The 14,575-nt window shown below is 29.4% G+C and carries 16 protein-coding genes; 4 read left to right on the top strand and 12 right to left on the bottom strand.

The features are described 5' to 3' along the window. Positions 1-33 precede the first annotated feature (33 nt). Positions 34-351, top strand: coding sequence for a HesB/IscA family protein (locus ACTTA4_RS07230; protein WP_440634131.1), 318 nt, complete (start codon positions 34-36; stop codon positions 349-351). Continuing rightward, positions 351-1,127 carry an exodeoxyribonuclease III gene (xth, locus tag ACTTA4_RS07225; protein ID WP_440634130.1) on the top strand — a complete coding sequence of 259 codons (777 nt, stop codon included), beginning with the start codon at positions 351-353 and terminating at the stop codon, positions 1,125-1,127. Before ACTTA4_RS07230 ends, xth begins: the two co-directional genes overlap by 1 nt. Here the strand turns inward: xth and ACTTA4_RS07220 are convergent. From ACTTA4_RS07220 to ACTTA4_RS07205, 4 genes are read right to left on the bottom strand one after another with little or no spacing between them, the layout of a single operon-like run. Then, positions 1,119-2,117: an Ldh family oxidoreductase gene (locus ACTTA4_RS07220; protein ID WP_440634129.1), complete on the bottom strand. Its 999-nt coding sequence runs from the start codon at positions 2,115-2,117 to the stop codon at positions 1,119-1,121. The genes xth and ACTTA4_RS07220 overlap by 9 nt on opposite strands. After that, positions 2,117-2,515 carry a Fur family transcriptional regulator gene (locus tag ACTTA4_RS07215; protein ID WP_440634128.1) on the bottom strand — a complete coding sequence of 133 codons (399 nt, stop codon included), beginning with the start codon at positions 2,513-2,515 and terminating at the stop codon, positions 2,117-2,119. The genes ACTTA4_RS07220 and ACTTA4_RS07215 overlap by 1 nt, the downstream gene beginning before the upstream one ends. Before the next feature lie 24 nt (positions 2,516-2,539). Then, complete coding sequence (locus ACTTA4_RS07210) at positions 2,540-3,343, bottom strand: metal ABC transporter permease (RefSeq protein WP_440634127.1); 804 nt, start codon at positions 3,341-3,343, stop codon at positions 2,540-2,542. Between the two features lies 1 nt (position 3,344). Beyond that, positions 3,345-4,091 carry an ATP-binding cassette domain-containing protein gene (locus ACTTA4_RS07205; RefSeq protein ID WP_440634126.1) on the bottom strand — a complete coding sequence of 249 codons (747 nt, stop codon included), beginning with the start codon at positions 4,089-4,091 and terminating at the stop codon, positions 3,345-3,347. Positions 4,092-4,161: 70 nt separating this feature from the next. Between ACTTA4_RS07205 and ACTTA4_RS07200 the strand changes: the two genes are divergently transcribed. Beyond that, positions 4,162-5,250, top strand: coding sequence for a zinc ABC transporter substrate-binding protein (locus tag ACTTA4_RS07200; RefSeq protein WP_440634125.1), 1,089 nt, complete (start codon positions 4,162-4,164; stop codon positions 5,248-5,250). Between the two features lie 132 nt (positions 5,251-5,382). Beyond that, the gene (locus tag ACTTA4_RS07195) at positions 5,383-6,264 is read left to right on the top strand and encodes a phytanoyl-CoA dioxygenase family protein (protein ID WP_440634124.1); all 882 of its coding nucleotides are present in this window, start codon (positions 5,383-5,385) and stop codon (positions 6,262-6,264) included. A gap of 7 nt (positions 6,265-6,271) precedes the next feature. On the opposite strand, the gene phoB is transcribed toward ACTTA4_RS07195, so the two are convergent. The 8 genes from phoB to ACTTA4_RS07155 form a co-directional block, all read right to left on the bottom strand. Next, on the bottom strand, positions 6,272-6,952 hold the full coding sequence (gene phoB / locus ACTTA4_RS07190; RefSeq protein ID WP_440634123.1) for a phosphate regulon transcriptional regulator PhoB: 681 nt from the start codon (positions 6,950-6,952) through the stop codon (positions 6,272-6,274). 2 nt (positions 6,953-6,954) lie between these two features. After that, a complete protein-coding gene (gene phoU / locus ACTTA4_RS07185; protein WP_440634122.1) occupies positions 6,955-7,647 on the bottom strand; it encodes a phosphate signaling complex protein PhoU in 693 nt (230 codons plus the stop codon). A gap of 3 nt (positions 7,648-7,650) precedes the next feature. After that, positions 7,651-8,412 (bottom strand): phosphate ABC transporter ATP-binding protein PstB, encoded by a 762-nt coding sequence (gene pstB / locus ACTTA4_RS07180; RefSeq protein ID WP_440634121.1) that lies wholly within the window; start codon positions 8,410-8,412, stop codon positions 7,651-7,653. Further along, positions 8,412-9,674 (bottom strand): phosphate ABC transporter permease PstA, encoded by a 1,263-nt coding sequence (pstA, locus tag ACTTA4_RS07175; RefSeq protein ID WP_440634120.1) that lies wholly within the window; start codon positions 9,672-9,674, stop codon positions 8,412-8,414. The genes pstB and pstA overlap by 1 nt, the downstream gene beginning before the upstream one ends. Next, positions 9,667-11,070, bottom strand: a complete 1,404-nt coding sequence (pstC, locus tag ACTTA4_RS07170; RefSeq protein ID WP_440634119.1) for a phosphate ABC transporter permease subunit PstC — start codon at positions 11,068-11,070, stop codon at positions 9,667-9,669. The genes pstA and pstC overlap by 8 nt, the downstream gene beginning before the upstream one ends. 109 nt (positions 11,071-11,179) lie before the next feature. Then, complete coding sequence (locus ACTTA4_RS07165; RefSeq protein ID WP_440634118.1) at positions 11,180-12,199, bottom strand: substrate-binding domain-containing protein; 1,020 nt, start codon at positions 12,197-12,199, stop codon at positions 11,180-11,182. 105 nt (positions 12,200-12,304) lie between these two features. After that, a complete protein-coding gene (locus ACTTA4_RS07160; protein WP_440634117.1) occupies positions 12,305-13,462 on the bottom strand; it encodes an ATP-binding protein in 1,158 nt (385 codons plus the stop codon). A 265-nt stretch (positions 13,463-13,727) separates the two neighbouring features. After that, entirely contained in the window at positions 13,728-14,570 is an 843-nt protein-coding gene (locus tag ACTTA4_RS07155; RefSeq protein WP_440634116.1) for an EamA family transporter, read from the bottom strand. Positions 14,571-14,575 lie beyond the last annotated feature (5 nt).

The raw sequence follows: 14,575 nt of genomic DNA, 5'->3' as shown, positions 1-14,575 counted from the left end.
TAAGTATTATATTAGTAATATCAGTGTTGAGACATGATTAAAGAAATTAAATTTACAGATAATGCGTTAAAACAAATAGAAAGTTTGTTGGCAAAAAAAGACAAAGGTTCATTTTTTAGAATCGCTATTAAGGGTGGTGGTTGTTCAGGATTTCAATACGAATTCACTTTTGATAAATCAAAACAAGATGATGATTTAAATTTTCAAAATATTTTAATTGATAAAACTTCTGCAGATTTACTTAAAGGCTCTGAAGTTGATTATGTTTCTGAATTAATAGGTGAACAATTTAAAATATCTAATCCGCAAACAAAATCCTCTTGTGGTTGCGGTGTTTCTTTCTCACTTTAATGCTGATTTCTTCTTGGAATGTAAATTCTGTAAGAGCAAGAATTGAAAATATCAAAAGTTATTTATTAAAATATAAACCAGATATTTTAATGATGCAGGAAATCAAAACCGAGGATATCAATTTTCCGTATGATGACTTTTCTTCAATGGATTATGAAAGCCACGTATTTGGTCAAAAAAGTTATAATGGTGTAGCAATTATTTCTAAAAATAAATTAAAAAATATTAAAACTGATTTAATTAAAGATAAATTAAAACAATCAAGAATAATTTCTGCTGAATTTGAATATAAGAAAAAAACTATTCAATTAATTAATATATACACTCCAAATGGAAATCCTGTTGATACTGAAAAATATGACTACAAAAAAAATTGGCTTGATCAATTAATCAAACAACTAAAAACTTTATCTAAAAAAAATCCAAATTTAATTTTAGCTGGTGATTTTAATATAATTCCATCAGCAGAAGATGTTTATAATGTAAAAAGTTTTGAGGATGACGCTTTATACAGGTTGGAAATCAGAAAAAAATTTAGAGAGATGATAAATCTAGGTTTTAACGATGTTTATAGATATTTTAATGAAGAAAAAGAAGGATATACGTTTTGGGATTATATGAGAGGTGCCTGGCAAAAAAATAATGGCATGAGAATTGATCATTTTTTAGTTTCAAATTCATTAATTGATCAAATTAAAGATATAAACATCAACAAAGATCCTCGTGGGAGAGAAAAACCTTCTGACCACACTCCTATTGAAATTACTTTAACTTAAAGATTTAATTTTATTAACTAACTCTTCGTTTATATTTCTTGGACCAGTGTCCAATCTATTTTTATGACGTCTTTCACCAGGTAATCTTACTTCGCCCATTGATTTCATCTTCTCAAAAAATTCTTCTGCATGTTTTTGCCAGTTAGTTCCTGAAGTTTTATTTGGACTTATTGCTAATATAAATTCACCACCACTTGGAGGACCACCATCATTATTATCTTTAGCAGCTGTTTCATAACTAAAATTATCACCAACTAAAGCACCCGCTAATAATTCAACCATCATTGCAATTGCAGAACCTTTATAACCACCGAACGGTAATAATACTCCACCATCAGCAATTTCACCTGGATCAGTTGTTTCTTTTCCATCTTTAGTCAAACCAGTTCCAAGTGGAACTTTGTGCCCTTCTCTTTTAGCAACCTGAACTTCACCCATTGCCATCGATGCAGTTGCCATATCATAAACAACCGGAGTTTTGCCAGGTCTTGGCCAAGCAAATGAAATTGGGTTCGTTCCAAATAATGGTTTTATCGCTCCTGCAGGTGCAACAGCAGGCTTGTAAGACGTACATGCAAAAGCAACTAAATCATCTTCAGCTAACTTTTCTGTTTCAGGCCACATAGCAGCCATATGATGTGAATTATTTATTGCTAATACTGCAACACCATTTTCTTTTGCAGCTTTAGCTAGTTCTGGTAATCCTTTATTTAATACAACAGGTGCTAAACAATTATTTCCTTCAACTTTAATTACTGATGGAGATATTTTTTTAACTTCAGGTTTACCTTTTCCATTAATTTTTCCGCTTTTAAGACCAGTAACGTATGCTGGCAATCTAAATAAACCATGAGATACTGAGCCATCTCTTTCTGCATTTCTTATTAAATCTGATAAAATTGATGCTGTTTCATCATCGCATCCATTAGCCAAAAGAGTTTTTTTGGCAAGTTCAAATATTTCATCTAAGGTTAAAGATACTGTGCTCATTACTTCAATTTACACTTTTTACATAAACCAAAAAATTCTAAGTTATATTTGTTGTATCTCATTCCTGAGTCATCCTCAAAATTTGATAAATATTTTGAAAGTTTTGAATTATTTATCTCCGAAACTTTTTCACAGCTTTCACAAATAGAAAAAGCTGTTGCTTTAGAAATTTGGCAACTAGAATTTTGACATGCAATAAAAGCATTTCTGCTTTCGATCTTATGGATTTTTCCAATTTCAACTAATTTATCTAAAGCTCTATAAACTTGTAATGGTGCTTTAATCCCTTTTTTTTGAACATTAAAAAGAATTGAATAAGCCTTCATAGGTTCACCAGATTTATCAATGAGATCAAAAATTATTTTTTGGTTTTTAGAAAGATTGTGTTCTTTTTGCATCTATAAATTCTTATCAATTAGTCATTAGTTTTTCAATTGAATGGATTGCTTTATTTTAAACAAAGATAAAATGAATAAAAACAATGAAGCAGCAATAATTGAGGGTCCTGAAGCTGTGTTAAACTCAAGTGAAGAAAACAATCCTAGTATTACAGATAATAAACCACCTATAATTGAGAAAAATATCATTTTCTGAGGACTGTCTGAGATATTTCTAGCCATAGCAGCTGGAATGATTAGCATTCCGGTTATTAATAATAGTCCTACCATTTTTATTGAAATTGCGATGATTGCTGCCATTAAAATTGTGAATACAGCTTTGGCTCGCTCTGGATTTAACCCTTCTGCCTCAGCTAATTCATAATTAACAGTCGATGCAAATAAAGGTTTCCATATCAATTTTAAAATCAGCAATATGATAGCACCACCTATCCAAATTATTAGTATGTCATTTGTAGTTACAGCTAATATGTCACCAAACAACAGACCCATTATATCAAATCTAATGAATGTTAAAAATCCTATCACAACCAAGCCTACTGCTAGAGAAGAATGTGCTAACAAACCTAGCAAAGCATCACCAGGTAGATTAGTTTTTTTTTGAAGTTGAATAAGAATTAAAGCAACTACAGATGAAATTACAAAAACAGATAAGGCTATATTTAACTCTAAAGAATAAGCCATAGTCACTCCTAATAAAGCTGAGTGAGAGAGTGTATCACCAAAATAAGATAATCTTCTCCAAATTACAAAACAACCTAAGGGGCCAGTAACTAAAGCCACACCTATTCCAGCAACTAAAGCTCTAATAAAAAAATCGTCAAACATATTAATTTTTCTTTATTTGTCCTTCCTCTGAATGAACATGGTCATGTTTATGTTCATATACAGAAAGAATTTGAGATGCTTTTTCACCAAATAAAGTTTTATATTCGTTGTTTTTTGCTACATCCATTGGTGTACCAGAGCAACAAACGTGGCCGTTTAAACAAACAACATGATCAGTAGCTGTCATTACAGTATGTAAATCATGTGAAATTAATAAAATTCCACAATTAAGAGTGTCTGAAATTTTTTTAATCAATTCATAAAGAGCAATTTCACCTGTGTAATCTACACCTTGAACAGGTTCATCAAGAACTAATAATTCTGGTTTTTTTGAAATAGCCCTTGCTATCAAAACTCTTTGAAACTCACCCCCAGATAAATTTCCTAAATTTTTATTTTTTAAGTGAACGACACCAGTTAAATTTAAAGCTTCATCTATCGCTTCCTCATCAATATTTTCTGTTAACAGCATAAAATCATAAACACGAAGAGGTAATGTCCAATCTATAGATATTTTTTGAGGAACATATCCAATCTTGTTAGTATATTTCTCAACATTCCCTTCTATATTTTTATAAATTCCTAAAGCAATTTTTGCAGTTGTACTTTTTCCTGACCCGTTAGGACCAATTAAAGTTACAATTTTTCCTTTTTCAACTTTTAACGAAACACCTTCTACCAACCACTTTCCATTTTGTCGAAAGCCTGCATTATTTAGTTGAACCAAAGTTTTATTCTCAGAGTTCATTTATTCCTTGACTTGTAAATGTTATATTATTACATAATGTTATAATATAACAACTTTTAAATAATTACTTATGATAAATCTAAAAAAATTACCAATAATCTTTTCATTAATATCCTTTTTAACTATATTTTCATCAGCAAATGCTGAAATTAAAGTGGTTGCTTCTATTAAACCAATACATTCATTAGCAAGTTATTTAATGGATGGTGTAGGTAAACCAGATCTAATAGTGGATGGTTATAGCTCGCCTCATGGATTTGCAATGAAGCCCTCTCATGCAAAAATGCTTCAAAATGCTGATCTTGTGTTTTGGGTAGGAGAAGATTTAGAAAATTTTTTAGAAAAACCGTTAAGTTCTATCGCAAAAAAAGCTGAAAAAATTGAACTAATAGAAATCAAAGGATTACAAGTATTAAAATTTAGAGAAAGAAATATTTTTGACGAACATGATCATGACGACCATGGACATGATGATGATCACGGTAAAAAAGAAGATGATCACGACCACGATCACGATGATCATGGTAAAAAAGAAGACGATCACGACCACGATCACGACGATCACGGTAAAAAAGAAGATGATCACGACCACGATCACGATGATCAAGACGATCATGATGACCACGGACATGATGATCATGATGGACATGCTCATGGTGAATTTGATCCACACATTTGGTTGGACCCAATTAATGCAAAAGCTATGTTAAATGAAATGGCAGAACATTTAATTGAAAATGATCCAAAAAATGAAGCTAAATACAAAAGTAATTTAGCTAAGGCTTTACAAGAAATTGATAAACTTACAATTGATGTAATGACTGATTTAAGTAACAGCGTATCTTCAATTGTATTTCATGATGCTTATCAATATTTCGAGGAAAGATTTAACGTTAAAATATTAGGTGCATTTACTGTTAATACTGATGTAATGCCTGGTGCAGAACAACTTGCTGAAATAAGAGAAATTATTGAGCATGATAAAGTAGCTTGTGTGTTCTCAGAGCCTCAATTTAATCCTGATATTATCAATGCAGTTGCAAAAGATATGAAGATTAAAACTGGTGTTCTGGATCCTCTAGGTGCAACATTAGATCCAGGTAAAGATCTATATTTCAATTTAATTAGAAATATGTCTGTATCTTTCAAAGGTTGTTAATTAAAAATTAGGTTTAATCCGGGATTTTTTTTAAATTCTCGGATTAACATATAACATTCACTGATATTTTTATAATACAATAAGCATTGTAATTTTTTCTAAGAGGATTTATTTTCTTTATAATTTGATTTTATGAACGATTTAAATTTATTTAAAAAAAATGGCTTTCTTGTTAAAGAAAATTTAATTTCTCAAACAAAGATAAACAAAATAAATAAAATTGTTAATGAAGTAATTTCAAAAGAGAAAAAGAAAAAAAATGGTAATGGTGTAAATGGAACTCAATCCTATAATAATCACCATTTTGTTTACAATTCAGACTCATCAAAGAATAAAGAAATATTAAGACTAAATAACCCTCAGAATAGGCATAAAGTTTTCTATGAATTATCTAGAGATAAAAAGATTATATCCATAGCTAAAAAATTGTTAGGTGGAACAGTTAGATTTCATCTTGGTAAATTAAACTTTAAACTTCCAAATAAGAAAAAAGGAAGTGAAATTGGATGGCACCAAGATTGGGCTTTTTACCCTCATACCAACGATGATTTAATCACAGTTGGTATATATTTAGATGATTGCTATGAGAAAAATGGGCCTCTTAAAATAATAAAAAATTCACACAAAAAGAAATTATACAGCCACCACAGTAAAGAAAATTATTTTGTTGGAAAAATAGATACTAAGAAAAATAAAATAGGAACTAAAGATAGTGTTTCTATAACAGGAACTGCTGGAACAGTTGTTTTTTTTCATTGTAGATCAGTTCATGGATCAGGACACAACCAAATGAATAACTCAAGACCCTTAATTTTATTTGGTTATAGAGCTTGTGATGCTTGGCCATTAATCAATGATGGAAACCCTCATCCTGAAGTCAATTTAGAAAATTATGATAAAAATATTATTGTAGGAAATAAATCAATAAAACCAAGATTGACTAAAGTTCCAACAATAATCCCACTACCAAAAAAGAAACATTATGTTTCTATCTATGAACTTCAAAAAAATTAAATAATTTTTAAATAAGAGAATAACCAGATGATCTAACAGTTCTAATCAGTTCTTTTTTGTTTTTAATATTTATAGATTTTCTTAATCTTCTGATATGAACATCAATTGTTCTGCTCTCAACATTTACATTGTTTGGCCAAACGTTTTCTAAAATCTGATCTCTAGAATAAACTCTCTTTGGATTTACTAGAAAAAATTCTAGTAGTCTAAATTCAGTTGGTCCAAGTTGGATTTCTTGGTCATCCCTATATACTCTTTTTTCAATTCTATCTAAATTTAAATCATCGAATGTTAAGTTGTTTGATACAGTATTTGGGTTTGATCTTCTCAATACAGCTTTAATTCTAGATTTAAGTTCATTAAAACTGAAAGGTTTTGTTAGATAATCATCTACTCCACTATCTAAACCTTTTATTTTGTCTTCTTCCTCACCTTTTGCAGTTAGCATAATTATAGGTAAATTTTTAAAACTATTATCTTTTCTTATACTTTTACAAATTTCTATCCCTGAAAGGTCAGGCAACATCCAATCTAATAATAGTAGATCAGGCTGAAATTTTTTTAATTCTTTTAAACCATCGTTACCATTTATTGATGATGATACTATAAAACCGTTTTTTTCTAGATTATGTTGAATTAATTGAATTATTGAAGGTTCGTCTTCAATAATAAATATCCTACCATTCATTTTTATTGTTGAATAACTTTTCCTTTAGGTCTGCTACCTTTTAAGTATTCACCCTTAATTAAAAAACAAATTGTTTCAGCAATATTAGTTATATGATCTCCCGCTCTTTCAAGATTTTTTGTTGCAAAAATTAAATGGGTAGAAAAATCTAAATTCTTTTTATCTTTTGAAAGAAAATCAATAACACTTTCCATAGCTATATAGGTCAAATCATCAACTTGTTCATCTTTTTCCCATACCTCTTTAGCTTTATCATAATTTTTATTTACGTAACTATCTAGAACATCATTTAATTGTTTAATTACTAAATCTCCTAATCTCTTTAAATTTCCTAATAGTTCCTCAGGTAAATCTAATGGTAATGGTTTGACTTTTTTTGCATTACTTTTTGATAGATCACCTATTCTTTCTAAATCTTGAGATATTTTTAAAGAACTGATTGTTTCTCTTAAATCAATAGCCATAGGTGCTCTTTTGACTAGTAAAGTCATGATCTGAGTATCTATTTTGGATCTAAATTTATTTATTTCTTCATCACTTTTAATAATTTTATCAATAGAGTCTTTATCAACTTTGATTACGGCATCCATAGAATCTACCATTTGAGACTCTGTTAAACTCCCCATTTTAATCACTGAATCAATTAAAAATCTTAATTCTTCTTCGTAAGATTTTACTGTGTGCTCATTACTCATAAATTATCCAAATCTACCTGTAATATAGTCTTGTGTCATTTTATTGTCAGGATTTTTAAAAATTTTCTCTGTTTTTCCTACTTCAATTAGTTTACCTAAGTGGAAAAAGCCTGTTTTTTGTGAAACTCTAACTGCTTGAGCCATTGAGTGTGTTACAATCACAATTGTATATGTTTTTTTAAGTTCATCGATTAATTCTTCAATTTTTGCTGTTGCTATAGGATCTAATGCTGAACAAGGTTCGTCCATCAATATAACTTCAGGATTTACAGAAATTGCTCTTGCAATACAGAGTCGTTGTTGTTGACCTCCAGAAAGCCCTGTACCTGGTTCGTCAAGCCTATCTTTTACTTCTTCCCATAGAGCAGCTTTTCTTAAGCTACTCTCAACGATTTCATCTAATTCACTTTTAGTTTCACCTTTTCCATGAATTTTTGGACCATATGAAATGTTATCATAAATACTTTTTGGAAATGGATTGGGTTTTTGAAAAACCATTCCCACTCTCTCCCTTAAAGATACAACATCTAAATTTTTGTCATTAATTTCAATACCATCAATTTCAATATTTCCAGTAACTTTACAGATATCAATTACATCGTTCATTCTATTCAGACATCGAATAAAAGTAGATTTTCCACAACCAGATGGACCAATTAGAGCTGTAACCTCTTTTTCATTTAAATCTAAATTAACATCAAATAGTGCCTGTTTTTCTCCATAGAAAACATTCAAATTTTTTGATTTTATTTTTACACTATTCATTAGTTCCATCTTTTCTCAAATTTTTGTCTTAAATATACTGCTAAAAAATTCATTACAATTAAAAAACTTAATAACATCATAATAGTTGCGGATGTTTTCTCAACAAATCCTCTCTCTGCTGACTCTGACCATAAGTAAACTTGGACAGGTAATGAAGAAGATGGGTCAATTGGTGTTGATGGAATATCCACAACAAAAGCAACCATTCCAATTAAAATTAATGGTGCTGTTTCTCCCAAAGCTTGTGCCAATCCAATAATAGTTCCAGACAAAGTTCCAGGTAAAGCTAAAGGAACAACATGATGAAATACAGATTGAAATTTAGAAGCACCAACTGCTAAGGCTCCTTCTCTTATTGATGGTGGCACTGCCTTCAATGAAGCTCTACAAGGTATAATAATTCTTGGTAATGTCATCAGCGCTAAAGTTATACCTGCAACTAATGGAGTTGATCTGGGTAATTGAATGGTGGCTAGTAAAATTTGTAGAGCTAGTAAACCATAAACTATTGAAGGTACAGCTGCTAAATTGTTTATATTGATTTCAATAAAATCAGTAATTTTATTTTTTGGAGCAAATTCTTCTAGATAAATTGAAGCTAGTACAGCAACTGGAAATGCTAACAATAAGCAAATTAATATACTATAGAATGAACCTACAAGAGCTCCTCCTATACCAGCAATTTCAGGATCTCTAGAGTCTCCGTTTGTAAAAAAATAATTATTAAAATTTTTTGTTATAGTTTTGTTTTCTACAAGTTTGTCATAAATTTTAAGTTGGAAATCAGAAATTCTTCTTCTATCTTCAGGTAAATCTCTCGGATAATTACCTTTATGCAATTGATCAATATCATCAGAAGCTGTGATCTCTAATGTGATTGTTTTATCAATCAAATTATTTTTATTTGAAAATGCTTTTTTAATCTCAATTTCAGCATCTGTTGTAAATAAATCTATGAGAGCATTTTCCTCATCCATATTTTGCGCTGGATATACTTTTAATAGACTTTCAATTGTAATATCAAAAAAATCAGACTCTAATATTTCCTCTTGAGAAGCACCTGGTTCAACTTCAATAAGATCTTTATCAAAGAAAACCTCAACTTTAATTGCAGTTTTCATAAAAGCAGAACTTCCTTTGGAAAATATGTTTTGAACCAAGATTATTACAAATAATAAAGCAAAAAATATTGATGCTAGACCATAAAATCTAAATCGTTTTTCAGCGTTATGTCTTTTTTTTAACCTTTGTTCTTTAGTCATATTTTTCTCGATATTTTTTAACCGCTCGTTGAGCAATGTAATTCAATATTAAAGTTGCAATAAATAAAGTTAAACCAAGTGCAAAAGCAGATTGAGTTTTTGGACTATCGAATTCTTGATCACCAACTAAAATCATTACAATTTGAGTTGTAATAGTAGTTGTTGACTCAAGTGGATTGATAGTAAGATTTGCCGCAAGTCCAGCAGCCATTACAACTATCATAGTTTCACCAATAGCTCTTGAAACAGCTAACAAAATAGAACCAATTATACCTGGTAATGCAGCTGGTATAACCACCTTCTTAATTGTCTCTGATTTCGTAGCTCCAATAGCATAAGATCCATCTCTTAGAGATTGTGGAACAGAATTAATTACATCATCAGATAATGATGAAATGTAAGGAATGATCATAATTCCCATTATTAATCCAGCCGCTAAAGCACTTTCTGATGAAACTGATAGACCTAAATTTTCACCAATCTGTCTAAAAAACGGACCAACAGTTAATGCTGCAAAGAAACCATAAACAACAGTCGGTATTCCTGCTAAAATTTCTATGATTGGTTTTGATACTCTTCTAATTTTTAATGAAGCATATTCAGCCATATATATACCTGAAAAAAGACCAATAGGTACAGCCACCAACATGGCTATGAATGCAATAAAAGTTGTGCCAGCAATTAATGGTATAAATCCAAACGCATCTTTTAGTTCCTCTAATTCTTCAGGTGTAATTGCTGATGCATCTCTTACAAATGCTCTTTGTGGACTCCAATTAGTACCAAATAAATAATCAAAAATATTTATAACAGAAAAGAATTTTATACTTTCAAATAGTAATGAGAAAATAATTCCAAGTGTAGTTAAAATAGCAATAAGGGAGGATACAAACAACAAACCTTTTAAAATTATTTCAACATCATCTCTTGCTTTGTTGTTATTTTTAATTTTTTTTAATGAATAAATTACTGATAAAATAACTATGGTAAAAATTAATACTATTTTAGAGTTTGTAAAAAGATTAATAAACTTAGCATAAGCAATAGCACTTTCTTTTAAAATAGTATCTATATCACCAAAGTATGTTCCAAGATGTATTGCTTTAATTTTTTCATAAATTAAATTTGCTTCATTTTTATCATTGAAAATCGCTCCTTGATTAGAAGCAGTTTCGATAATTATTGATTTAATTATTACTGGTTCAAAAAGAGACCATACTAATAAAAAAACTAAAGCTGGTATAGAACACCATAAAACTAAATAATAACCATAAAACTTTGGTAAAGCGTTTAATTTTATTTTTTTTTCAATTGAAATACTTTTAGTTTTTGAACGACCATAAAAAAATAACGAAAAAGAAAATATTGTAATTAAAAATATAAGAACAAAATTCATTGAAGATTTCTATATCTTCCCTTTGTTACAGTTTTGTTACAAATTAAATCACTGATTGAATTAAAAAAAGGCCAGTAAAAATCTGGCCTTTTTTCAGGATAACTTTTATCTATTTAATATTAATTATATTTAAATCTAAAGCCGCTGATCTTGTTGTTTTGTACTCTTCAGAAGCTAGAGGAACTAGCCCAATTTTTGCTAAATAACCTCTGTTACTCATAGCTTTTTTGGAAGTAAACTCTTTTAAAAATTCCTGAATACCAGGGATAACTCCAATATGAGCTTTTTTAACATAAAAGAATAATGGTCTAGCAATTGGGTAGGAGTAATCTTGAATACCTTCTAAAGATGGTTGTACACCTTCAATAGAAGCTGCTTTTACCTTATCTTTGTTTGCTACAAGGTAACTGTAACCAAAGAAACCATAAGCATCAGGGTTTGACGTTAGTTTTTGTACAATAAGAGTATCATTTTCGCCAGCTTCAACTGCATAACCGTCTTCTCTAATTTTTGCACATTCTTTTTTAGCCTTATCTCCAAATAAAGATTTAGCTGATTTTGAACAACCTTTAACCATTACAAGAGAATTCCATGCATCTCTAGTTCCTGAGGTAGGAGGAGCAACTAATATTTCAATTTTTTTGTTAGGAAGACTTGCATCAATATCACTCCATTTTTTATAAGGATTTTCTACAAGTTTACCATCAACATCAACTTTAGCTGCTAATGCTCTCCATAATTGTTCTTTTGAAAAATTAGCATCTGGCGCACTTACTGCATGAGCAAAGGAAATACCATCATTACCTACTACAATTTCAATAATTTCAGATACACCATTTTTTTCACATAAAGCTTTTTCTTTTGGTTTAATTGCTCTTGATGCATTTGTGACATCTGGGTGATTAACGCCTACACCAGCGCAGAACAGCTTCATTCCACCACCAGTACCTGTACTCTCAATAACTGGAGTTTTAAACTTCCCACTTTTACCGAATTTTTCTGCAACCACTGTTGCGTAAGGATATACAGTAGATGATCCTACAATTTTGATTTGATCTCTTGAGTAACTAGTTGTTGTAAAACTTAATACTAAAAGAAATCCAAATATTACACTTATAATTTTTTTCATAATTCTCCTTTTTAGATTCATATGCGAACTAAATAGATTTGATTCTTAAATATTTTATTAAAGGAAGGTTAAACTTTTATTACAACCACTAACTTTTTAGTTGTATTATAGTGAGTTGAATTTGATATCTATTGTTGTTCCTTGATTTTCTACACTATTAATATCCATTTCAGCCCTATGTTGAGAAACTAAATGTTTCACAATAGCTAAACCAAGCCCAGTTCCTCCTACACTACGGCTTTTGCTAGGATCTACTGTAAAAAACCTTTCGGTGATTCTATGCAAAGATTCTTTTGGTATACCTATTCCCTGGTCTGCTATTGAAACAATATTAAGTTCACCATCTTTTTTTGTTGAAATTGTAATTTCTTTATTTTTGTCACTATATTTAATTGAGTTATCAATAAGGTTTGTAAAAATTTCAATTAATTTATCTCTGTCACCAATTATTTTAAAATTTTCAATTTTATTAAATTTAATTTGAATATTATTTTTACTAATTATTTTTTCGTATGTTTTAATTACATAATCTAACAATTCTATTAAATCTATCTCATGAGTTGGCCTTATGTGCTCTTGCAATTCTATTTTTGATAATGACAATAAATCTCTAATCAAATTTTCCATTCTTTCTGATTGAGATATCATCATCGGTAATAAATCTGTCATTTCAGAATTTTTTTTTAATTCTGAATTGTCATCAAAGGTCTCAAGGCCCATTTTAATTGACTGTAATGGTGTTCTAAGTTCATGAGAAACATTAGCAACAAAATCAGATTTCAATTGTTGAAATTTGTGAAACTCAGTTAAATCTCTCATTAGCAGCACGCATGATTGTTCATCAAAAAAAATGTTATTGTGATCTAAATAAGCAGTTATATTTAATCTTTGAGTTGCTTGATTTCTGATTTCAATTTCTAAATCTGTAACATTTGTACCCTGAAAAGCTTTATCAATAGAGTTTAAAAGATCTGGATTACGTAAAAAACCACTTATATTTTCGTTTAATTTTATTTGAAAAAGTTTATTTGAGGAATTATTGCTAAAAATTATTTTTTTACTTTTATCTAAAATTAATACAGCCTCAGGAATATAATTTAGCAAATCATATAAATTCTTTCTATAATCTTTGCTTTCAATAATTTTTACTTTTTCTTTATCAGAATTATCTTCAGTGTTAATTCCAAATACTCTTTCTTTTTTTAATAATAAAAATGTTAATATAACAATAATTAAAACTAAAATTATTAATAAAAGATCCATAAAATTATAGTATTACGTAAATACTATTAGTAAATAATCAAAATTTGATTTTTTATAAAAAATCATTAAAACATTTTCCTGTCATGAAAAACAATCGAAATAAACACGGATTTACTAAAAGAGAGTGGAACAACATGAGTCCAATTAGAAAATTGGAGAGAAAACTTGATAGAGTAAATCATATTATGGAACTAATAAGAACTATTGTTCCGATAATGCTGTTGCTTTTGAATACAATAATAATTCTTAAGTTATTCAATTATATTTAAAATAATTTAATCCCAATCACCCCAATAACTATAAGCACAATAGAGATTATTTTTTTAAGATTGATGGTTTCTTTTAAGAAGAAATATCCAATAAATATTGAGAAAAATATGCTCGTTTCTCGTAGAGCTGCAACTAGAGGAATTGGAGCTTTTGTAAAACCCCAAACAACAATCACATAAATAATAAAAGATATAGATCCCCCTACCCAAAATATCATTTTTGCATCTTTAAAAACCTTAGAAAAAATATTCTCATGTTTATTTAGTTTTAAAATAATAGGAAAAACTAAAGCACTAAATAAAAAGGAAAAGCTAATATAGGATATTGCTGAAGTGCTTACTCTTGCTCCATACCCATCTATTAAAGAATAAAGACCTATAAATGATCCAGTAAGTAATGAGTATTTAATGATCTCAATTTGATTTTGATTTTTAGAACCAAATAATCCAAGAAACATTATTCCTGCACAGATTAATAATATTGAAACTAGTGTTGCTATTTTAAATACAACCCCAAGAAATATAATGGAAATTAATGTGGCCAATAAAGGTCCAAAGCCTCTAAATATTGGATAAACATTTGTATAGTCCCCTACCTTGTAAGAATTAAGCATATACCATTGATAACCTTGATGAGCTACTACGCTGGCTATTATATATGGAAGTGCCTCTTTTCCGGGCAAAGGAAAATAAAAAATACAAATTAAAGCTAAAGGTATGTGACCTAAAACAATAGCTAGAACCGCTATAGCCTTATCTGGATGATGCTTAACCATTGCATTCCAAATGGCATGCATAATAGTTGCCAATAAAATTACAAAAAAAACTGTGGTGTCCATTAAAT

It is taken from the genome of Candidatus Pelagibacter sp. HIMB1485 (assembly GCF_052048055.1).
Classification (GTDB): domain Bacteria; phylum Pseudomonadota; class Alphaproteobacteria; order Pelagibacterales; family Pelagibacteraceae; genus Pelagibacter.
Note: the sequence above shows the minus strand (reverse complement) of the source record. Positions and strands in the feature narration are given on the sequence as shown.

Excerpts from the sequence above, each read along its gene's own strand:
- pstC (WP_440634119.1), bottom strand. The coding sequence starts at position 11,070 with ATGAATTTTGTTCTTATATTTTTAATTACAATATTTTCTTTTTCGTTA.
- ACTTA4_RS07230 (WP_440634131.1), top strand. The coding sequence starts at position 34 with ATGATTAAAGAAATTAAATTTACAGATAATGCGTTAAAACAAATAGAA.
- ACTTA4_RS07195 (WP_440634124.1), top strand. The coding sequence starts at position 5,383 with ATGAACGATTTAAATTTATTTAAAAAAAATGGCTTTCTTGTTAAAGAA.
- ACTTA4_RS07220 (WP_440634129.1), bottom strand. The coding sequence starts at position 2,117 with ATGAGCACAGTATCTTTAACCTTAGATGAAATATTTGAACTTGCCAAA.
- phoU (WP_440634122.1), bottom strand. The coding sequence starts at position 7,647 with ATGAGTAATGAGCACACAGTAAAATCTTACGAAGAAGAATTAAGATTT.
- ACTTA4_RS07165 (WP_440634118.1), bottom strand. The coding sequence starts at position 12,199 with ATGAAAAAAATTATAAGTGTAATATTTGGATTTCTTTTAGTATTAAGT.
- ACTTA4_RS07160 (WP_440634117.1), bottom strand. The coding sequence starts at position 13,462 with ATGGATCTTTTATTAATAATTTTAGTTTTAATTATTGTTATATTAACA.
- ACTTA4_RS07205 (WP_440634126.1), bottom strand. The coding sequence starts at position 4,091 with ATGAACTCTGAGAATAAAACTTTGGTTCAACTAAATAATGCAGGCTTT.
- pstB (WP_440634121.1), bottom strand. The coding sequence starts at position 8,412 with ATGAATAGTGTAAAAATAAAATCAAAAAATTTGAATGTTTTCTATGGA.
- phoB (WP_440634123.1), bottom strand. The coding sequence starts at position 6,952 with ATGAATGGTAGGATATTTATTATTGAAGACGAACCTTCAATAATTCAA.
- ACTTA4_RS07155 (WP_440634116.1), bottom strand. The coding sequence starts at position 14,570 with ATGGACACCACAGTTTTTTTTGTAATTTTATTGGCAACTATTATGCAT.
- ACTTA4_RS07200 (WP_440634125.1), top strand. The coding sequence starts at position 4,162 with ATGATAAATCTAAAAAAATTACCAATAATCTTTTCATTAATATCCTTT.
- xth (WP_440634130.1), top strand. The coding sequence starts at position 351 with ATGCTGATTTCTTCTTGGAATGTAAATTCTGTAAGAGCAAGAATTGAA.
- pstA (WP_440634120.1), bottom strand. The coding sequence starts at position 9,674 with ATGACTAAAGAACAAAGGTTAAAAAAAAGACATAACGCTGAAAAACGA.
- ACTTA4_RS07215 (WP_440634128.1), bottom strand. The coding sequence starts at position 2,515 with ATGCAAAAAGAACACAATCTTTCTAAAAACCAAAAAATAATTTTTGAT.
- ACTTA4_RS07210 (WP_440634127.1), bottom strand. The coding sequence starts at position 3,343 with ATGTTTGACGATTTTTTTATTAGAGCTTTAGTTGCTGGAATAGGTGTG.